This window comes from Paraflavitalea speifideaquila, assembly GCF_032395985.1.
GTDB classification, from domain to species: Bacteria; Bacteroidota; Bacteroidia; order Chitinophagales; family Chitinophagaceae; genus Paraflavitalea; species Paraflavitalea speifideaquila.
The window spans coordinates 286,323-306,183 of record NZ_CP135920.1; the positions used below are offsets into that span (position 1 = coordinate 286,323).

At 45.8% G+C, this 19,861-nt stretch carries 22 protein-coding genes; 20 read left to right on the forward strand and 2 right to left on the reverse strand.

Annotated features, from left to right (window positions below; genetic code table 11):
* The first annotated feature begins 11 nt into the window (after positions 1–11).
* From RS881_RS02065 to RS881_RS02120, 12 genes are all read left to right on the forward strand, one after another.
* On the forward strand, positions 12–1,811 hold the full coding sequence (locus RS881_RS02065) for a hypothetical protein (protein ID WP_315819562.1): 1,800 nt from the start codon (positions 12–14) through the stop codon (positions 1,809–1,811).
* On the forward strand, positions 1,778–3,406 hold the full coding sequence (locus tag RS881_RS02070) for a PA14 domain-containing protein (protein WP_315819563.1): 1,629 nt from the start codon (positions 1,778–1,780) through the stop codon (positions 3,404–3,406). Before RS881_RS02065 ends, RS881_RS02070 begins: the two co-directional genes overlap by 34 nt.
* Before the next feature lie 55 nt (positions 3,407–3,461).
* The gene (locus RS881_RS02075) at positions 3,462–3,878 is read left to right on the forward strand and encodes a hypothetical protein (protein WP_315819564.1); all 417 of its coding nucleotides are present in this window, start codon (positions 3,462–3,464) and stop codon (positions 3,876–3,878) included.
* A gap of 368 nt (positions 3,879–4,246) precedes the next feature.
* The gene (locus RS881_RS02080) at positions 4,247–4,672 is read left to right on the forward strand and encodes a hypothetical protein (RefSeq protein ID WP_315819565.1); all 426 of its coding nucleotides are present in this window, start codon (positions 4,247–4,249) and stop codon (positions 4,670–4,672) included.
* An 11-nt stretch (positions 4,673–4,683) separates the two neighbouring features.
* Positions 4,684–5,094 (forward strand): hypothetical protein, encoded by a 411-nt coding sequence (locus RS881_RS02085; protein ID WP_315819566.1) that lies wholly within the window; start codon positions 4,684–4,686, stop codon positions 5,092–5,094.
* Complete coding sequence (locus tag RS881_RS02090) at positions 5,063–5,950, forward strand: DUF6443 domain-containing protein (RefSeq protein WP_315819567.1); 888 nt, start codon at positions 5,063–5,065, stop codon at positions 5,948–5,950. The genes RS881_RS02085 and RS881_RS02090 overlap by 32 nt, the downstream gene beginning before the upstream one ends.
* On the forward strand, positions 5,944–6,690 hold the full coding sequence (locus tag RS881_RS02095) for a hypothetical protein (protein WP_315819568.1): 747 nt from the start codon (positions 5,944–5,946) through the stop codon (positions 6,688–6,690). The genes RS881_RS02090 and RS881_RS02095 overlap by 7 nt, the downstream gene beginning before the upstream one ends.
* A 49-nt stretch (positions 6,691–6,739) precedes the next feature.
* Positions 6,740–7,870: a hypothetical protein gene (locus tag RS881_RS02100; protein WP_315819569.1), complete on the forward strand. Its 1,131-nt coding sequence runs from the start codon at positions 6,740–6,742 to the stop codon at positions 7,868–7,870.
* Positions 7,871–7,938: 68 nt separating this feature from the next.
* Positions 7,939–8,790: a LamG domain-containing protein gene (locus RS881_RS02105; RefSeq protein ID WP_315819570.1), complete on the forward strand. Its 852-nt coding sequence runs from the start codon at positions 7,939–7,941 to the stop codon at positions 8,788–8,790.
* A gap of 698 nt (positions 8,791–9,488) precedes the next feature.
* On the forward strand, positions 9,489–10,427 hold the full coding sequence (locus RS881_RS02110) for a hypothetical protein (protein ID WP_315819571.1): 939 nt from the start codon (positions 9,489–9,491) through the stop codon (positions 10,425–10,427).
* Positions 10,427–12,616, forward strand: coding sequence for an RHS repeat domain-containing protein (locus RS881_RS02115; RefSeq protein WP_315819572.1), 2,190 nt, complete (start codon positions 10,427–10,429; stop codon positions 12,614–12,616). Before RS881_RS02110 ends, RS881_RS02115 begins: the two co-directional genes overlap by 1 nt.
* 382 nt (positions 12,617–12,998) lie before the next feature.
* Positions 12,999–13,274, forward strand: coding sequence for a hypothetical protein (locus RS881_RS02120; RefSeq protein WP_315819573.1), 276 nt, complete (start codon positions 12,999–13,001; stop codon positions 13,272–13,274).
* A 778-nt stretch (positions 13,275–14,052) separates the two neighbouring features.
* Here the strand turns inward: RS881_RS02120 and RS881_RS02125 are convergent.
* Positions 14,053–14,439, reverse strand: a complete 387-nt coding sequence (locus RS881_RS02125; protein WP_315819574.1) for a hypothetical protein — start codon at positions 14,437–14,439, stop codon at positions 14,053–14,055.
* 286 nt (positions 14,440–14,725) lie between these two features.
* On the opposite strand from RS881_RS02125, the gene RS881_RS02130 reads away from it, so the two are divergent.
* The 4 genes from RS881_RS02130 (at position 14,726) to RS881_RS02145 (ending at position 16,115) form a co-directional block, all read left to right on the forward strand.
* Positions 14,726–14,977, forward strand: a complete 252-nt coding sequence (locus RS881_RS02130) for a hypothetical protein (RefSeq protein WP_315819575.1) — start codon at positions 14,726–14,728, stop codon at positions 14,975–14,977.
* A 117-nt stretch (positions 14,978–15,094) separates the two neighbouring features.
* Positions 15,095–15,319 carry a hypothetical protein gene (locus RS881_RS02135; protein WP_315819576.1) on the forward strand — a complete coding sequence of 75 codons (225 nt, stop codon included), beginning with the start codon at positions 15,095–15,097 and terminating at the stop codon, positions 15,317–15,319.
* A gap of 290 nt (positions 15,320–15,609) precedes the next feature.
* Positions 15,610–15,843: a hypothetical protein gene (locus RS881_RS02140; protein ID WP_315819577.1), complete on the forward strand. Its 234-nt coding sequence runs from the start codon at positions 15,610–15,612 to the stop codon at positions 15,841–15,843.
* A 71-nt stretch (positions 15,844–15,914) separates the two neighbouring features.
* The gene (locus RS881_RS02145) at positions 15,915–16,115 is read left to right on the forward strand and encodes a hypothetical protein (RefSeq protein WP_315819578.1); all 201 of its coding nucleotides are present in this window, start codon (positions 15,915–15,917) and stop codon (positions 16,113–16,115) included.
* A gap of 66 nt (positions 16,116–16,181) precedes the next feature.
* Here RS881_RS02145 and RS881_RS02150 read toward each other — a convergent pair whose 3' ends face one another.
* Positions 16,182–16,328: a hypothetical protein gene (locus RS881_RS02150; RefSeq protein ID WP_315819579.1), complete on the reverse strand. Its 147-nt coding sequence runs from the start codon at positions 16,326–16,328 to the stop codon at positions 16,182–16,184.
* Between the two features lie 113 nt (positions 16,329–16,441).
* On the opposite strand from RS881_RS02150, the gene RS881_RS02155 reads away from it, so the two are divergent.
* The 4 genes from RS881_RS02155 (at position 16,442) to RS881_RS02170 (ending at position 19,701) form a co-directional block, all read left to right on the forward strand.
* The gene (locus tag RS881_RS02155; RefSeq protein ID WP_315819580.1) at positions 16,442–17,809 is read left to right on the forward strand and encodes an RHS repeat-associated core domain-containing protein; all 1,368 of its coding nucleotides are present in this window, start codon (positions 16,442–16,444) and stop codon (positions 17,807–17,809) included.
* Entirely contained in the window at positions 17,806–18,246 is a 441-nt protein-coding gene (locus RS881_RS02160; RefSeq protein ID WP_315819581.1) for a hypothetical protein, read from the forward strand. Before RS881_RS02155 ends, RS881_RS02160 begins: the two co-directional genes overlap by 4 nt.
* 53 nt (positions 18,247–18,299) lie before the next feature.
* Complete coding sequence (locus RS881_RS02165) at positions 18,300–18,773, forward strand: hypothetical protein (RefSeq protein WP_315819582.1); 474 nt, start codon at positions 18,300–18,302, stop codon at positions 18,771–18,773.
* 682 nt (positions 18,774–19,455) lie between these two features.
* The gene (locus RS881_RS02170; protein WP_315819583.1) at positions 19,456–19,701 is read left to right on the forward strand and encodes a hypothetical protein; all 246 of its coding nucleotides are present in this window, start codon (positions 19,456–19,458) and stop codon (positions 19,699–19,701) included.
* The last annotated feature ends 160 nt before the right edge of the window (positions 19,702–19,861 follow it).

Here is a 19,861-nt window from a genome sequence, read left to right on the forward strand (position 1 = left end):
AGGGCTTCAAGGTGGAGCTGAATGATATGCACGGGAAGCTAAGATCACAGGCTTCCTACGCCCAAACCGACACAGCTCACTATATCAGTTATACCTATAATTACTATAAACTGGAAAACAATGCTGCTTTGCGGCAAAAATTATCCAATAAGGTAAGTGTAATTGACTCTGCTAATGGCGTTATCCGCCACAATGCGGAAATAGGCAAGGAAGTAGAATTGATGATTGATCTGAGGGAGCAGGTTTCTACAACCACCGGTATCAACCTGGAAGCCAACCTTGATTTCGTACATACCTGGCCACCTATTTTCTGGTTGCCAATGATCCCCTTACCAACCATGGAAACCAATCAATACAGGTCAGTAGCTGTTACCAAGGTGGTAAACCGGTATGGTATATTGGACAGTGTGCTGCATATTGAAAAAGGAAGCAGGGTCACTACCCGCGACCTGGTATACGATGCCGAAACAGGACAGGCCCTACTCAACCAAACCAACAATGAATTTGATGATCCGCTGTACAACTTTAACTATCCGGCACATTGGGCTTACAGCGGTATGGGACCTGCCTATAAAAATATAGGCGTTACACTGGTTAAGAAAATAGTACGCCAGGGAATTATGCTCAATACCGATGGCACAAGGTTCAATGCCGACCGTTATTTTGAAAGTGGTGATGAAATACTGGTATCAGCCCGCGACCAACGAAATTCAACTGTAACCGATAGCTGTTCGCCCTTTTTCTATACCTATAAAGATGAACTCAAGCCCAACAGATTATGGGCCATCGATGCCGGCAGAGGTATTCAACAGCACAAAGGCATCAATTTTATAGATTTTGAAGGCCGCCCTTATAATGGAGATATTGAGACACTGAAGATCATTCGCTCCGGTAAACGCAATTTATCAGCAGCGCCCCTGGGGACAGTAACCACCATGGTAAACCCCATTAAAAACGTGGCAGGAAAAGACCGCATTGTGATTGATTCTACAACCGAAGTGATAGCCGCCAGTGCAGCACGTTTTAAAGACATGTGGAAAATAGACAATGTTTGGAAGGAGTATGATAGCATTGCTATTGAATATACACAAGGCATTAAAGGCGGTATAAGGATCACGCCGGTTTTGCTACGCCAGCATAGGAGTGGCAACGGACAGCTTACCAATGTAACAGATTATAACTTTAACAGACTGGTTGCCAGCTACCAGCGCTATGGCAATGATGAGTTCCGTACCAGGGCATTGCTTAAACTGAAATGGGAAGGTATTCCCGATGGCGCCATTATCCAAAGCGCTAAAATGAATTTTTATGGAAGCCCTCCCTTGAATATGTGGGGACATAGCCCCTGGAATTCCCTGAATTATTCTTATGAAGGAATAGGAGAATATACAGCTGGCGTACTATTCCGGTATCCGTATCCATTTTATGGAAGCGAACAGGTGCCCTGGGCCAACGAGACCAGCCTTAATAATGCTGCCGGCCCCACTGCAGCGCTTCCAACCAGAGGCTACATCAACTCTTGCGAAAATTATGGGAACATAGATGTGACTTCCATCATACAAAGCATGCAGTCACTGGCGCCCGAATACCGCAACCTGGTCTTAAAACTGAATACAGAAGCCCGCATCGGTAGTGGCAATAAAACAGTTCGGTTCATGAGTTTTTATGGCGTCGATAACGTATCAAGAGTGTGCAATCCGATCATCCCTTGCGCCAATCCTTGTCCCGTAACTATACAGGTTTCCTATCTCGTGCCTAATGAGGTACGGTACAAAGTATGCCGCTCGAAGTCGTCAACAATGATACACTGAATCCCTACCGCTATGGCATATTGGGCAATTGGCGCATAGATACTTCCTTTACCTATTATGCCGGCAGAAAACAATCCGATTTTGCAGCAGCTACAAATATCCGGACCGATGGGGCCATTAAAGGGTTTGTTCCTTTCTGGGCATTACAATCGGGGTTCATGAAGCTCGTTCCTGATTCCACCCGTTGGGTATGGAATAGTAAGACCACCCTCGTCAACGGTAAGGGCGTTGAAATGGAAAACGTTGATCCCCTCAACCGCTACAATGCCGGCTTATATGGATACAATAAAACCTTGCCGGTAGCAGTAGCGCAAAACAGCCGGCACCGGGAAATTACCTTTGATGGATTTGAGGACAGGGATTATAAAACCAGTCCTTGCGCTACCTGCGACGACAATGGCTGGATAAAACTGGCCGATTATACCGTGGCAGGCCGAACAGACTACATGAGCCATACCGGCCGGTATAGCTATAAAGTATACGGCTCCAATAGTACAGTAACCAAAGTGCCCATCGCTACCAGTCAGGCTGATACTGCTTCTACCCGTATCTCCTTAAAAGTAGATTCCCTGCCGCTTGTTACGCAAACGGTCACTCCTAAAGGAAATGGCCTGCTTACCCAGTATGGTATATACAGGGCACGCCCCGCATTGAATATCAATCCCTGCGTAGGGCACAATATTACAGGTTCTACCATTGAATGGTCTCCCACAACTGCTATCACCTTGCCCAAGGACTCCTGGAAACGGGGGCAGGGGCCATCGCAGATATGTGCCAAAGAATATTTCGCCGTAAAATGGACAGGTAAATTACAACCCCAATATAGCGGCAACTATACCTTCAAGGTAACAGTGGACGATGAAATTACCCTGAAGATCGGAGGCGTTACCATTATAAGTTATACGGGCGTGGGGCCTGTAACCCGGTTCTCGCCTTTTATGCGACTCAACGCCGGACAGCTCTATGATATAGAAGTGTTGATGAAAAACGGGGATGGTGATGGGGGCATTGACCTTACATGGGGTAACGGCTATGTTGGTTTACAGGTACCCATTCCTGCCAGTTGCCTGTACCAGACGGCGGCACAAGCCAACGGCTCTGTGGTCAACGATACCACCTGGTGCGTTAAGTTCAGGAGCCCGGTACCAGTCAACGCCATTCACAACAAGTTCTCTCCCTTGCAGGGAAGTAAAATGGTATTCAGCGCCTGGGTAAAAGAAGAGATACCCTGTCCTGCCGGAAGCAGTTACAACAGCGGAAGAGTTCGCCTTACGTTCAACAATGGCAGCGGCGTTACCTACACCTTAAAGCCCAAAGGAAATATTATTGAAGGATGGCAGCGCATAGAAGAAGTAGTGGATATTCCGGCAAATGTTACAGAAATGAATGTATTCCTGGAAACAGCAACTTCTACTGCGGCTTATTTTGATGACCTGCGCATGCATCCGTTCAACAGCAATATGAAGTCCTTTGCCTATGACCCGATCAACCTGCGGTTGATGGCCGAGCTGGATGAGAACAACCACGCTACTTTCTATGAATATGATGATGAGGGAACCCTCATCCGGGTTAAAAAGAAACAGAGCGGGGAATAAAAACCATCAAGGAAACCAGGAGCGCCATCCAAAAATCAAATAACTAACTGAGTATATGAAACAAATAATATTAAAACTTAGCCTGTTGATCATGCTGGCCGCCTGTCTCAACAGCGCGTTAGCAGCTCCGGACAATATGCGGGTAGATACTTCAGATGCCAATGAATCCCTAAAGGACCTGAAATCCGTGCTTGATAACAACTGCGTTTTTGATTGGATCTCCTACTTTAGAGAATATGTCGATTCTTCCGGGTTACTGATCAGGGACTCTACCTACATAGCAACGTATTCAGCTTACAACTCCAACTTCAAACTTGCTTATACAAGAATGTATCCTAATCCCGGCGCCCCTCCTACTTATAAAGGCGAAATCCATATTCAAAATGACGGGGAGCATATTGTTGTTGAAGACAGCACGAAACTAATCGTTATAAATAAGCGCATCAGCGTGATGCAGGCTTTTTCCAATTAGACCTGTTAGATCCTCAGTTTGTAGAGGACAATATTGAGCGAATGTATGCTATCGACTCTTTGGGATTTAAGGTCATTAAAGCGGCGTTCAAGCCCGAGTCCCCCTACCTTTCTTATAGCTTAAGTTATGATACAGCTACATTAAACCCCAAAAGGTAACCTGTGTCAGAAAATTGGAGAACGGAAGCGGCACAAGCGCTTATGATAAAGTAGTGATTCAATTTATTGGTGGCTATGGAACGAATTGTTCTGGCGGAACCTATCCGACCGACCAATACTATACACGTATTAATGGGGTCTATGTGCTGACGCCAGCCTATTCCACCTACGAAATCGTTGATGTCAGTGCATACTAATAAATATACTAGCATGAAACGCTTACAAAATATTATAGTTTTTAGCCTGTTGCTGATCGCCGGTTTATCTTTACCAGGGATGGCCTTTGCCAGCAATGAGCCCTATGCAGCAATGCCACTCAAAGGTAATCAGCTGCGTAAAGACTCCTTCAATTTGGTAAAGGATACCGTTTACTTTAATGCAACCTTAAAGCCACTGCAAACAACCTTTAAAGTGCGTAACCTCGTTACCTTTAAGGTCAATGAGTTTGCCAATCTTAAACTGCCGGACACCTTTGATATTACCGTAAACTTCAAAGTGTATTTTATCCGTAACGTAGGCAGCAGTCCCGTATCCGATTCCACCGGCATCATTTCCCTCAATATCAAGAGTTATAAGAGTGGCCGCTATACGCCAAAGGCGGTGTACACTTTTACCGGGGGCACCAGGCGCAGGTGAAAATTACCAGTATGACGGTGATTAGCGGCAACCTGGCGAATGTGGAGAATTCATTGATGCTGGAGAATGAGCTATTTGTAACGCGCGAGTATGCCTTCGACTGTACCAATAATGCGGTTTCCTCACTCTATGCCCCTGCGTACAATACTGATAAGGGAGAGCTGGATGTATCTTGGAGCAGCCAACGGGCAGCCGATGAATACGACCTCGAATGGACCTATATAGATGATTCCGCAATTGCCAATTATTACATGCCAGGCAGCACAGCTAATTTTGATGCTTTAAAGATCTTTAAGTTTAACGCTACAAGAGTAAGCATCACCCAAAGCCGTTATTTCATACCCCTTCTGTATGATGGCAGCGGCCATCTTTTTTTACCGGGTCAGGGCCGTGCAAACCAAGGCAAACAATCAACGTATTGAATCCATCTGGAGCACGAGCCTGGGCGACTATTCCTTTACGGGCCATGAGAATAAATTAAACTGGCAGGCCTCTACCAGCTTTGCAGAAGAAGGCAAACGAAAGGTCGTAGTTCAATATTTTGATGGGTCATTACGCAATCGCCAAACAGTAACCAAAGACAATACAACCGATACCACCCTTGTTGCGGAAACCTTGTACGATTACCAGGGGCGCCCCGCTATACAGGTATTGCCATCACCCTCCCTCAGCAGCCTCATAAAATACACACCCAATTTTAACTTGCCTGTCAACGGAGCTGAATACGATAAGGACCGGTACGATGGATTACTGGCCGACTCTTGCTATTGCAAGCAGGGAGCGCCAGCCATGGGAACCCTGAGTGGAGCGTCCAGATATTATTCGCCTGCCAATCCGCTGGTTAATACCAGTTTTCATAAATACATACCCGATGCCAAAGGGTATCCCTTTGCCGAAACAAGGTATACACCCGACAATACAAGCCGTGTAAGTCTGCAAAGTGGGGTAGGCGCCGATTTTCAGATTGATTCCGGCAGGGCTGCACGCTACTTTTACAGTGCCGCCGACCAGGAAGAGCTGGATGTGCTCTTCGGAACCGAGGTGGGCAACGCCTCTCATTATTTTAAGAACATGGTGCGCGATGCCAATGGTCAGTATAGCATCAGTTATGTTGACATGCATGGCCGTACCATTGCCACAGCACTGGCGGGCAAACCGGTCACCAAAATGGATACCCTGGCTTCCAGCAAATCCTTCTATTTTACTAAAAAGCTGATTGATAGTACCACCAATATTATCAATGGCACCAGTATAGAATCAATAAAGGACTGGTGGTAACGAAGGCAGGCGACCATCGTTTCAAGTATTCTTTATTACCCGATAGCATTAGCATTAAGGATTGCAAGGATACCTCCATTTGCTACGATTGCAGCTATGACCTTGAAATTACCATTACCGATGAATGTAACAATTCTACACTACCCGGCGGGATTCCGTATAAGATTACAGCCAGTAACCTTACCGTTGATACCACCTGTAATGCGAATACACCATTCCCTGGTGTAGACCAGTCTGTCTACCTGCGTGAAGGAAACTACCTGGTTGCTAAGAAATTGACCATCCGCAAAAAAGCAATGGATACCTACCGCGACATTTTCCTGCGTCGCAATACCTGCAAAACATTGGATCAATTCATTGCCGAGCAGAAAGCAAGCCTCAACATCCAATGCCAACCAACCTGCGCTTCCTGCAGTACTGCCCTCGGCACCTGGGCAACCTTCCGTCCCAACTATATGCAACAAATGGGTATCGCAGTGAGTGACTCAGCCGCATATAGGCCTGCAGCCCTTCTGGCCTGGCAAAAATTGTCAGCAGATTGCGAAGAGTTATGCATAGGCAGAAGTCTGGATAAAAGCTATCGGGATCAGATGCTGGCCGATGTTACCGCCCCTGATGGTCAATATGCTGATCCGGAAAAACAACGGATGGATATTCAATATTTTTGGCCGATGCGAGCGGCAAACGACCTTACCAAAATCTGTCCTACCTCGATGGAAATGGATTCAATGATCCATTGAACCCCCAGGGACTGAGTGTAGTTGATTTTTCACGCGAATTCAAAAAGTCATGGGCCAATACATTACTTACCCTGCATCCCGAATACCCCAAACTGCAGCTTTTGAACAATGGAAAGCCAGCCATGAGTGGGATCTGCGCTTTGAAAATACCGAAACTTATCAGGAGGCTATTGCTAAGGGTTACCTCAACCCGGCCAACTTTACCGGCCTGCCTGCCAACGCAAAATATACACATCAACCCCTTCAGGCTGATCCCTTGTTTACTAGTCTCCTTACTTCTGCAAAAGCAGCTATGCAGGATTCCCTGTTCAATGCGGTCAAACTGCAGTCGGAACCCAATATCAATGCCTGGTCTTTTGCCACCATCATGGCCCATTGTCCGGATAAAGATGAAGCTTGCCGGCAATCTTATTCTAATATCAACCAGGCATTCTCCATGGATGCTTCCTGTTCAGGCGAACTGGATATTGCCTGGCGCTATTTCAGGGAAATTTACCTGCAAAAGAAACGGGAGATCATCGATGCCCAGCTAAATGCTTACGCTGAAGGAATAAAAAATGATCCAGGATACTATGCACGCCTTTTTGCTTCCGGCCATGCTGTTACCTTTATGAGTCCCGCTATGGCAGCGGCAGGCCAGTTGAGTGGATTAGTCGACGATGAAGCTGAGGGGAAAGACAGCATCAATTCCTTTATCTTGGACAATTGCCGCGCCTATGCCATGCAATGGTGGCAGGAGCTGAAACCATGCAGTTTTAGCCAAAGCGACTCCGCAGCTATAATCAACAGGCTGATACAGGTGTGTAAAGAAGGTGGTGACGAAGCTCATCTATTCGGCGCCAGCACCGTAAAACCTGCCAGCACCAACCTCGACAGAAGTTTTGAGCAGGTCTTAAAAGCCTATGCGGGCAGCAATTACAATACTACTTGTAATGTATACCTGCTTACTGCACCAAGGCCTTATGAAAACCAGCCCATCCTGTATGATAAACCCATCATGCAAAAACCCGATAGCTGCGAATGCGCTACCATCGGCAATTTATATAGCCAATACCAGGTAGCAGCCAGGGATGCCAGTTTTTCCGATTATATCTATCGTACTACCAACACCAGGATCTACGAAGGGGTACTGGACACGCTGCGCAAAGTGTGTGATGGCACTATTAATTGCAGCTTTTGAAGGAGCCGCTAAGTCTGCCACCAGTTCTTCAATGTGGTGGAGGAAAAGAAGTATGTGCAACCTGCGAAATGGTGGATCCTTTGTACGCCAGTTACAAACAAGAGTTTCCAATAGCCATTCCTACCTATGATGATGTTGATAGCCTGCAGCGGGTGTACAATAACCTGTTTGAAAGGTATATGAACACCCATCTGGGATTTGGTAAAAAGACAGCCGAATACCTCGATTTCATTAATTCCTGTACGAATACCTCCGATAAATATTGCAACCAGGCCCTGTCATTTAATGGTATGGCCGGTAAACGCAGGGTTACCATTCCCGTACGCAATAATCGCCTCAAGTTGGGTACCGGCGATTTTACATTTGAGGTAAGAATGAAGCCCAAGACCCATAGCCCGTTTAATGAGATCATGTCCAATAGAACTTATACCAACGGGTCCCTTAGCAATGGCTTTAGCTTTCTCATGCAAAACGATGGCAAACTTTTGATCAACCTGGAAGGTTGTTACAATTATCAAACCACCAGCACCGGCGGCATCAATGTATTTGATGGTAAGCCCCATCATGTAGCGGTTTCCAGGCAGGGCGATTCCTTAGGAATGTATATTGATGGCATTAAATTATCCTATTCCATTGTTTGTACAGGACCTGTAACTACACCACCTTCTCAGCGTAATATTTCCACCAATGGACCCTGGTACATTGGATATGATTCAGCCACTGAAGTAGCATCTTATACCCCAGCTGCTTTCAACGGCTGGATAGATGAAGTGAGTGTGGAATATTGCCCGCACACCGGCCCAGATCGCTGCCAATCTCAATACCCGCTTAACACCTCAGGCCAACCTGATGGGGTATTACCTCCTGCGCAGCAAGGATACCTGTACACAAAGCATCCAGGACTTATCCATTGTCGATAAAGCCCTGCAAAATGACGGCTACCTGGGTAGTTCTCCACTCAAAGATATGCTAGACCCGGTATGGCTTGCTGCGAACCAAATATCCTACACGGGTACAGATCCGGTAGGTGTAACCAATACCTGTGCCTGCACAGGTGGAGGCAGCACCGTGGTGTGTGATTCCTTGCAAAATATCCTCAACGAATATAAAAAATATGGCGGCATACCCCACCTGGATGCCAGCGGCGCTGATACCACCAACTGGAAAGTTGATTTTGGCGGATGGAATTATACAGCAGGTGTGCCCCTGGGTGAAACCATCAGGAATGGTATCTGGAAATTGCCCAATTATTATACCGATACGTTGCCGAATGTTCATCCTTACAATGATGTTGATTTTGACCGGATCCGGGATACTATTTGCCTGGATGCCGCAGGTTTCACTTTTGATATACGGATGAGGCTACCCGATAATGAGGTGATCACGAATGCCTTTCAGGATTCATGGTGGATTGAACTGGGATCGGATAGCAATACGTCGGGTGCTTTGCTGGTTTCCCTCAAACTTAATCCCACTAAAGGGAGCTGCCATTTGCATCCATCAAAACGATTCAAAAAAACAATGTATAGAAGAGAATGTACCGCACCTGCCCATGGATGTGTGGCGCAGGATCAGGCTGCAGTTCAGGGGACGCAACTTCAGCTTTTACATAGACTCCATGCTGGTTAATACCCGTGTGTTGGATGCCCCGATGACAAGGATCCACCGATGGACCATCAAACAGTTTGCCCAAACCGGGGAGATAGACTATATCAGGATCTATGATACCTCGGGCAGGTATTTGTATAAAGAGGAATTTGAAGATCCTTATCATTTGGCCCGCCCGGTACCAGCCACAGAGTGCCTGGGCTGCCAACCGGGTTTTGTAAGCCATTTCAACCAACGTACAGGGAATAATTATACCTATAGCCAAATACAGGCTATTTACAGTAGTACCTGTGGCATCCAACTGGGCGATTGTCCCGAATATGAAACACCCCTTACTCTTTGCGGTCGTACAGAACCAGTATTCCCGCCGGTGGCGCTGCACCAGCATTCGCCTTGTGATGACGCTAATTTGTTTGCCGTATCCAAAGGAACCCTGTTGTATGAAGCCTACCGCGATTCGCTGATCAATAGTTTCGACAACCGTTACCTGGCCAAATGCCTCAATGCCCGGTACAGGGAGAGCTTTACAGTAGATCAGCCCATCAGTGAATACCATTATACCCTGTATTACTATGATCAGGTGGGTAACCTGGTGAAGACTATTCCGCCGGCAGGAGTGGATGTAAGCAAATTTGCCTGGGCGGCCAGCTACAGCGATTCAGTAAAAACCGCCCGTCGCAACCGGCAGGTATTAAAACCCAACCATGGATTGCTCACCGATTACCGGTACAATACACTGAACCAGGTGGTGGCGCAGCGATCGCCCGATGGCGGCCTTACCAATTTCTGGTACGATAGACTGGGAAGGTTGGCTGTATCTCAAAATGCCAAACAAAAAGCGGTAGGCAGCAGCAATGACCAGGACAAGCTGTACAGCTACACAAAATATGATCCGCTTGGCCGTATTACCGAAGTTGGGCAGTTAAAAATACCAGTTCCAACGGTATAATGACCAATGCCCTGAGCCGGAATCCGACCTTGCTCGACAATTGGTTATTAGCACTCAATAACAGGAGGGAACAGATCACACAAACAATTTATGACCAGCCCTACAGCGGCTTTGTAGGAGTGATTGACCCCAGTACCGTAATAGCACAAAGGAACATGCGCAACCGGGTGAGTTATGTAACCTATACTGAAAACAGTAACCCTTCTGCCTACAACCAGGCTACTTTTTATACCTATGATATATTGGGTAATGTGGACACCCTGTTGCAGGATTATGGCTGCGGTACCTGCGGTACCCTGGCAACCTACAATATGATGAACAGGAACGGGAATGCCCGTAAGAAGTTTGCTTACCAATACGACCTGAGCGGCAAGGTGAATATAATGATGTACCAGAATGGCTGGAACGATATGTGGCTGCACCGGTATAGCTATGATGCGGAGAACAGGCTTATTTTAGTCGAGACCAGCAATGACAGCCTGGTATGGGAAAAAGATGCCCGTTATGAATATTACCGGCATGGGCCACTGGCCCGTACCGTCCTGGGCGATCAGCTGGTACAGGGTATAGACTATGCCTATACTTTGCATGGCTTTCTGAAAGGTGTAAACAGTACCGGCGCTACAACTACCCAGGATATGGGTGGTGATGGAAAGGTGGGCGATATCAATCAATATGTGGCCCGCGATGCCCTGGGCTTCAACCTCAACTATTTTGGAGGAGATTATGCAGCCATCAACAGTACAGTAGCACCCTTCCCCAAATATTATGCCCTTACTACCGGTGGCTTACCTGATAGTATGTACCGGCCTTTGTACAATAGCAATGTCAGCAGCATGGCTACCTATATCCGGCGATTTGAAGGAGCCGAACCTGCCCAGTTGAATGTGTACAAATACGATCAGCTCAACCGGTTAACGCGGCAGGATGTATACAAAGGGTTTAATACATCCACCAACAGTTATTCATCACTGGCATCCTCCAATATGTTCCGCGAGCGGGTAAGTTATGATGACAATGGCAATATCTCTACTTACCGCCGCAATGCGGGTGGAGAGTTTGATAACCTGATGGATGACCTCACCTATCAGTATTACCCAGCCGGCAATCAGTTAAAGAGGATAGAGGACAAAGTGGATTCCAATCGTTATGGGGCCAATAGCTGGGACATAATTTTGGATATTGATAGCCATTTGGATAGCAGTAATTATGTGTATGATGCGATAGGGAATTTGATCCAGGACAAACGGGAGAAGATCACCAATATCAAATGGACCGTATATGGTAAGATTGCAGAAATAACACGCAGTGCCAGTGCCTCCGATAAAGTCAACACTACGCGTATATCATATAGCTATGATGTGCAGGGCAACCGCATCAGCAAGGTCGTGGAAAAGGCCGGCAGTACCGTTAAAGACTTTACCTGGTATGTGAGAGATGCACAAGGCAATTTGGTGGCAACCTATAAGGCCAGTGGTAGTGTTGATACGACTACCTTGCAAAACCTGGGTGTGAACTTGGTTGAACAAAACATTTATGGTAGTAGCCGGCTGGGTATGTATGCCTTTGGCGGCAATGTGGATGGAGGCCCTGTAAGCCGTCAATTCTACAGCGGCAGCTATTTTGAGCGAGGCTGGCGGCAATATGAGTTGTCCAACCATTTAGGCAATGTACTGACCACCATCAGCGATAAGAAATTTGGTGTATCTTCAGGAGGTATTGGTTCTTTGATAGACTATTATGAGCCGGACATGGTGAGCGCCAATGATTACTATCCCTTTGGGATGGTAAGCAAGGTGGGGCAATCCTCTACGGGAGTTTCCTACAGGTTTGGGTTTAATGGCAAGGAGGCTGACAATGAGGTTAAGGGATGGCAAAATCAACAGGATTATGGCATGCGGATATATGATCCGAGGATTGGAAAGTTTTTGAGTGTGGATCCGTTGACGAAGAATTATCCATGGTATACTCCCTATCAGTTTGCAGGAAATACTCCAATTCAGGCAATCGATTTAGATGGCGCTGAACCTTCAACCAGAACGGGCTTCTGGATTTTTGAAAAATGGCTACAATTCAAGAAATGGTATAATACTCCAACTGATTTTGCACGAGACGCATCAATTGGATATCAAATGAATATGGGTCATGTGCCTGTGGTTGGTGAAAAACAACAAATGGAACAGCACTAGGATGGGCAGCGGCAGCAGGGGTGTGGAGTTATACAGGTCAGTATATGTATATGCCGATGAATTTTCAACACCATGTCGAAACTGAACTTCCTGTTTCACCTGGTAATAGTACAACGATGGGTAAGGCACCTCAAACAGGGGTTTCTTCAACCCCACATGCCGAACTAGAAGTTCCGGTCCTTACAACTCCTAATGCTGCAAGTTCTAACACAACTACTAAAACCGTAGCACAGGCAAACAGCGGAGTTATAGAGCCGCTTGTGGCCAACACCGTAAGTAAATCTGACCTAAAAAACAGCTTGCATTAAAGGTTTTCAGGGCTACGGGCAAGTCTGAACGCGCAATAACCTCTTTAATGCAGACTATAGAGTTTAATAAACCCGTGAAGGAAATCGTATTGGAAGCTGGGACTAAAGTCTGGAGATTCGAAAGAACATATGGGGCTATAGAAACAGAAAAACATTTTTATACAGATGCTTATGGCGCCGATGCTGGGGCGCTATCGGTAGGCTTTGCAAACGCAATGGGCTATAAATTAGTAACCTATGAAGTAACACAGAGAACGACGGTTTTGGAAACAACAATTCGATCTACAAAAACTAAACAATATTTCAGCACCGAACTGCAAAAAAATATAAAAACTGTATCAGAAGAATGATAATAAATGATTTAAAAATGATGGATCAGGTAATTAACTTGATCAAAGAAAAAGATGACACTCTTAGTTATTTTAGCCCCCTATTCTTTACCATTTCGAGCTTCGTTTTTTATTATGCATGGATATTATACGATTTGAACTTCAAACAAATGGGAGAATTTCCGATACTACTGCAGATGCAATGAGCCAATTGTTTACGTTCGGAGCTTTTGAATATTATTATAGGGACTTTCGTTATATCCACGAAAGATGTATGGAGTTATTTGATAAATTAACCATCTACAATCAGGCCCTCAAAAAAAATGACTTGCCCGGCGAGATTGGCTTTCACAATGAGAAATGGTGCGACTTTTTCTCAACAACAATTACTTATTTACTCAGATAAAGGGTACTTCAACCTTTACGATCTGTCTACAATAAGGCGTCAGGATATCCGGACGGGTAACGACAAAAAAGTGGCCCCGCTCTCCCTAACTGGCGCATGCAGGGTCCAGCCTTGTGCGGCAGGGTACTTGTGCCTGGATAAATAGCTCGACCGCTGGTAGTAATATCAGCGGTCTTTTGTTACATAGATTTTGTTATTTTTATTAATAATCTCAATATCTATGAGCTCTAAATACAAGTTCCGGAAGAATACCCAAGAAAAAGGCCAGCAATATGAAGGGATGATACGATAACTTACCTCCCGGCGGGGAAGCGGGTAAGGGATGCGACATAGGGACAGCGGGAATACTTTGGTTGTGGGGATTACATGGAAATAAAGGGTAATTTTTATCACTTATCCTTTTGCCATTTGTTCAAACAGGAACCGCATGGGCGGGGTAACAATGGCTGCCACATAAGTATCATCGAATACAACACAACCTCCGTGTGGACTGACAATGGCTTCTATTTGTGCTCTGTAGGGTTGGCATTTGTGCAAGACCAATGTAAAAGAAGCAGCCTTACTTTGTTTGAACAGGTCCTGCTCCATCAGCAACTGTATGTTGCGCAATACTGCCTGCATGTCATTGGCGCGCTCCATACCTGTCTGAAACAAAAAGGCAGAAACTGCATCAACGGCAATAAAAAGGTATGCATCTTCTGCATTATTAATGGGGATCTCGATGGGATAAAAACAAAAGACTTCGCCGGGATGTGTGGGTGTTGATAGTTGATCTGGCATAAGGGGTAAAAGGATTATTTTATTCCATTTGCCGTAGGTAATTTACTTCCGCTTACCGGTGCATGAATCACCCTGCCGTTTTAAGCAAAAAGGCTGTTTATCAATGAACGCTATTTGTACCCTATTACTACCCTTCGACTACCCTATAACTACCCTTCAGCTACCCTACAGCTTCCCTCCCATCAAGGGCAATTTACTTAATCAGGGAGGTTATTCTATCTGGACTTGTACACTTTCGGCCGTTACCGGCTAAGATGACTTCATTTGGCTACTTCTGACCAGTTATGTGCAAGAAGCAGCAAGTAGCTCATGTACGGAAGCTTGTGATGTTTACAAGGTACAATACCAAAATCAACAAGGGCTAGGAGCCCTTATTGTACACATAGATAGTAACCGGCGGCAGGGAACTGAAGGAGCAGCCCGCCAGCAGAATGCAGCCGGCATACTGCCGCAGGAAGGCGGCCTGCTGGGCGGGAAAGACAATGTAAGCGCGGCACTGTTCAATACCGACGAGGCAGCAACTGGAACTGGCCACTAAATAAACTTGCATAGACGATACAGTTAAGTAAAAAAACGAGCAGCATAAGCTGCAGGGCAGCAAGCAGGGCGGCATGGGCGCAAAGCCAAAAGGAGAGCGGAATAAATGGGTGGATGGATGCAGCTGAATGGCTTGCTGAAGCTGGTGCAGGCTTCCATGCAGAACACGCACAGGGGCTTTATGCCGTACCTTTTGGCGGCCTCTGCGGGCAAGGATGCCGCCCTACCTTTGCTGTGCTGCAGCTTTTTGCTGCTGCTGTATAGGCAAGGGATGGTGGCCAGGTGCAGCGGCGGGAAGGAGCAGGGCAGTGGGCATGGCTGGCGGGGCAGGCATGTAGCCTAAGGACTGCTTGCTTGTTTAGTACAGGAGCTTCTTCTAAATGGAAATTTGCTTCAGGCATCGGGGACCGCTTATTGATAATTATTTGAATTGTTTTTAGCTACTTACATTACTAACAGCGCAGCACATTTGTATATTTGCAAACGCTCTTTGACATATAGATGAATAATGAACCGGACGTACAAGAGAGTGACACAACGGCGGCTGAATAGCAGCACTGGAGCTGGCTACCTAATAGTGCTTACAGAAACAGCGCTGTGCACTAAGGAACCCAGGCCAATGTACGCAACCGGGTGAGTGACGCCTGCCCCGCCACCGGCGGGGTGACGTATACGGATTCACCGGGCGTTACCAGCTCGTTCAACCATGCCAGCTTTTACAGTTATGATATCCATGGTAATGTAGATACTTTGCTGCAGGACTATGGCCGGTCGGACAGCCGGGCCAACCTGATGAACAAAAATGCCAACCGCTGGAAAAAGGTGGTGTATGAGTATGACCTGATCAGCGGCAAGGTGAACAGGTAAAATACCAGCCGCAGTACAGCGACCAGTTTACCCACCGGTATTTTTATGATGCGGAGAACAGGCTGACGGAAGTGCAGACCAGCCTGGATGGCTATACCTGGGAAAAGGAAGCCAAATATGAATACTACCTGCATGGGCCGCTGGCACGCACCACGATCGGCCAGCAACAGGTACAGGGTATTGATTATGCCTATACGCTGCAAGGCTGGCTGAAAGGCATGAACAGTACGGGGGCTACGGCTACGCATGATATAGGGGGGATGGCCGTATAGGCCACATCAACCAGTATGTGGGCCGCGATGCGCTGGGCTTTAACCTGAATTATTTCCACTGGGTGACTACAAGCCCATCAATGCGGGGTGACGCCCTTCCCGGCCTACAAGACTGCGGGAACCGGGTTGCCAGACCAGCAATACCGCCCGCTGTACAATGGCAATATCAGCAGCATGGCCTACAATATCCGCATGTTTGAATCGCAGGGGCATACAACGGTATTTCTACGAACTACCGGTATGACCAGCTGAACCGGTATAAAGGGCAGGACAATTACTTCAGGTTTGACAAGAACGCAAACAGCTATACCGGTACCTGGGAATCTGTGTATACCTACAAAGAGCAGGTAGGGTACGATGCCAATGGCAATATTCAAAACTATGACCGGTATGGTATCAACCCGGGCCCATCTAAAATGGATGAGCTGGGCTATCAATACTATCCCGGTACCAACAGGTTGAAGCGGGTAACAGACCAGGTAGCTGATAATGCTTATGGCAATAGCTGGGATGTGATACTGGATATAGACAACCAGGTGGACAGCAACTATATCTATGATTCCATTGGCAACCTGGTAGCCGATAAGGCGGAAAAGATCACGAGCATCAAGTGGAATGTGTATGGAAAGATCACGGAGATCAACCGGAATGTTACGCAATACGACCAGGTGACCACTACGCGCACGCGGTATACGTATGATGCGCAGGGCAACCGGATCAGCAAGGTATGGAAGGATTATAACAAAGACAGTAGCCGGTGGGAATTGAAGTATAGCTGGTATGTACGGGATGCGCAGGGTAATTTGTTGAGCACCTACACGACCGTTAATACGGATACGGCAGGAGGGAACCTGGATAGCCTGTACCTGACGCAGGCCGACGTACAGTTGTATGGCAGCAGCCGGCTGGGTAGCTTGTTCCCGCAAAACAGTGTTGTGGACAATGCCCAAACCAATAGTGGCCCCTGGATCAACCCGGATTACCGGGGCACCACTTTTTACCGGGGCAACCGGCAGTATGAGCTGAGCAACCACCTGGGCAATGTGCTGACCACCATCAGCGACCGGAAAATAGGTGTATATTCGAATGGCTCTTTGACATTGCCAGGCGGATTTACCATCCCCGTGGTCAATTACTATGAACCGGAAATGCTGGCGGCCAATGATTATTATCCCTTTGGGATGTTGAGCAGGACGGTTGGAAGTTCAGCTAAATACAAGTTTGGGTTTAATGGTAAGGAGAATGACAATGAGGTGAAGGGGTATGGAGGGCAAGTAGATTTTGGATCTAGGGTTTATGATCCCAGACTAGGCAGGTTCTTCTCCGTTGATCCTAGATCAGGCGATTCGCCCGAATTTTCACCCTTTAGCTTTGGAGCAAATAGCCCTATTTATTTAGTCGATTTTCTTGGGGAGTATCCCGAACCATTTTTGCGTACATGGTTTAAGAATTATGCTCAAACTCAATTGGGCTTGAGTACAAATAAGAAAGTTGGGGATTTTTATGAGAAGTTAGTAGTTACATCATTACATAAAGGAGACAAACTTGTCGTGCATAATACTTTTCTCAATTTTCCGAGCGACTACAAAAGAACAGTAAATGCTGGCGTAAAGCCGATAGATGTTCGTCCTGACGCGATAGCTGGCAAACTCGGAGTCGCAACTCAAAAAAGGTCCACGACCAATTACCCTTGAAAGAATTCCAACTTTCTACGAGGCCAAACTCACTGGCGCAACCAATACAAAAAAATAGAAGATCTCAGTTGTCAGGAATGATAGAAGTGTTAGGGAAGCAAAGACACGACAATGGCGCAACTTTTGGTCAACTATTTCTTATTGTAACACAGGATATGAAGATATCTGATGACTTGCTGAAGTTTGCTGCGGATAGAAGTATATTAATCAAAGTTTCAATTCTTATGTACGATAAGGAAACTAATGAGTTTTCTGTGAGTGATGCCCATGCTATGAATATGGGATACATCTATCAAAATGGCAAAAATCTTACAGTGGCGGAAGTTGCAAAAATGGCGAAAGTAAACAAGTATAAACCTGTTAAAAAGGAAGAAGTAACCAATACTCAGAGCTCAGATGCTTCAGACCCAGATCCAGCAACATATGACGACAATTAAAACACTGGTTGCATTTTTGCATATTTAATATTGCAACTGCAAAAGCACAAGAAATGAAAAAGATAAATCTTCCAAACGGCCATGTAGTCTTCTCGTTAAGCGAAAAAGAAGAAGCAATTGCAAAGGATAAACTTGCGCTATATAAAGAATTGAGAAGGGACACAGTGGAGGATAAGATTTATGAAAAGGAGGATCGAATTTTTGTATTATACAGAACTGATGACAATAAGTTATTGTTCGACTTCGGGCAGATTAAGTTTTTTACTTTGTCTGATGAAAATACTTACGATTACTACCTCTGCAATGAAAGGTTATACCAGATGGTTCATTCGATGGATTTTGTTACACCTGATGTCGGGCAGGATTTTATTAAGAATATGAATGATCGTATTGACGATTTTTGCTCACGCAAGAAAACAAACAGAAGTAAGCTAAATCCTGGCATGTTGCAGGATGACATCATTAAGGGAATACATTGTACCAGTATTTTTGGAGCAAATTGCGGTGTTCTGTTTTTTGAAATCTGAGCAGGGCTTTGAAATAGAAATTCTTGAGCTAAATGGTTCACTGAAAAGCAATGTTATTACCATGGTTAATAAAAGCGGAAAACGGATTACACCTAGTCAGCTGATTGCGAAAATGTACGAACAAAAATTACTCAATAGGTTGTAATAGGGTAATCGGTGCCCGGCAACCTTCACAACGTGTTGACGATTAGCGATCCGGATATCCGGATCGCGGAAAAATAAGATTTACACTGTAAGGTGCACTTAAAAGGTGAACCTGTACAAAGAAACAGGCCAGCATATAGAGTTAACGAAGCTCTTTGTGTCGGTCTGTTTTATTTTCAACCGGCGGGTAAGACAAAGGAGTGTAATCTTGAACATCCTCTGACTAAGCTGGGTCTCAAAAGCACAAGCCGGGCTATTGATAAAAGAAGACCAGCCAGTAAAAAGTCTGCTTACAGTTGGCTTACTTAAAAGCCATAGCAACAAGCGGCTTTCTTGTTGGTGGCTGTCCGGCTGGCCCTGGCAGTTGCAATCTGCTGATGGTATTGAGCAGGATCGTACTGTTGGCCAACAGATATTTTACCTTATTTGATGTTTATGTGAGCCATGGGCAGCTTTTATTGCGGGCACAGAAAAATGAAACGTATTCCCATAATATTGATATAGTTTTTTTAGTACAAGATATATTCAGCTGTATACTATGCTTTATGGTGTTTCTATAAGTGAAATAGATAAAAATGAAATCACTAACTACAACTCAGTAACGGAATATCTAAGCTATGACAACAAGCATTTATTTGAAATATCGAGTGGGCAAGAAGTTTATTATTTAGCTGCGTCTTTTCTGAAGGTTTTTGAAAATGACTTAGACTTTAATGAAACAAGTCTTGGCGTTCTAGAATACAAAGGGCGCGATAACGAAATAGCAACCAGTATTAAAAGCTAACGGCAGTGGGCAGGGCAACCTTGACGACCTTTTGATAAGCAGGCGCCCGGATCCCTAACTGGCGCTATGCAGGGTCTAGCCTTGTGCGGCAGGGTACTGCCTGGATAAATAACTTGACCGCTGGCAGTAATATCAGCGGTCTTTTTGTTACATAGATTTT

Coding starts and splice junctions, on each gene's coding strand:
- RS881_RS02125 (WP_315819574.1), bottom strand. CDS start 14,439: ATGCCAGATCAACTATCAACACCCACACATCCCGGCGAAGTCTTTTGT.
- RS881_RS02170 (WP_315819583.1), top strand. CDS start 19,456: ATGCTTTATGGTGTTTCTATAAGTGAAATAGATAAAAATGAAATCACT.
- RS881_RS02075 (WP_315819564.1), top strand. CDS start 3,462: ATGAAACAAATAATATTAAAACTTAGCCTGTTGATCATGCTGGCCGCC.
- RS881_RS02150 (WP_315819579.1), bottom strand. CDS start 16,328: ATGCCCCTGCGATTCAAACATGCGGATATTGTAGGCCATGCTGCTGAT.
- RS881_RS02070 (WP_315819563.1), top strand. CDS start 1,778: ATGCCGCTCGAAGTCGTCAACAATGATACACTGAATCCCTACCGCTAT.
- RS881_RS02115 (WP_315819572.1), top strand. CDS start 10,427: ATGACCAATGCCCTGAGCCGGAATCCGACCTTGCTCGACAATTGGTTA.
- RS881_RS02100 (WP_315819569.1), top strand. CDS start 6,740: ATGGGCCAATACATTACTTACCCTGCATCCCGAATACCCCAAACTGCA.
- RS881_RS02165 (WP_315819582.1), top strand. CDS start 18,300: ATGAAAAAGATAAATCTTCCAAACGGCCATGTAGTCTTCTCGTTAAGC.
- RS881_RS02085 (WP_315819566.1), top strand. CDS start 4,684: ATGACGGTGATTAGCGGCAACCTGGCGAATGTGGAGAATTCATTGATG.
- RS881_RS02080 (WP_315819565.1), top strand. CDS start 4,247: ATGAAACGCTTACAAAATATTATAGTTTTTAGCCTGTTGCTGATCGCC.
- RS881_RS02135 (WP_315819576.1), top strand. CDS start 15,095: ATGCAGCTGAATGGCTTGCTGAAGCTGGTGCAGGCTTCCATGCAGAAC.
- RS881_RS02105 (WP_315819570.1), top strand. CDS start 7,939: ATGGTGGATCCTTTGTACGCCAGTTACAAACAAGAGTTTCCAATAGCC.
- RS881_RS02110 (WP_315819571.1), top strand. CDS start 9,489: ATGCTGGTTAATACCCGTGTGTTGGATGCCCCGATGACAAGGATCCAC.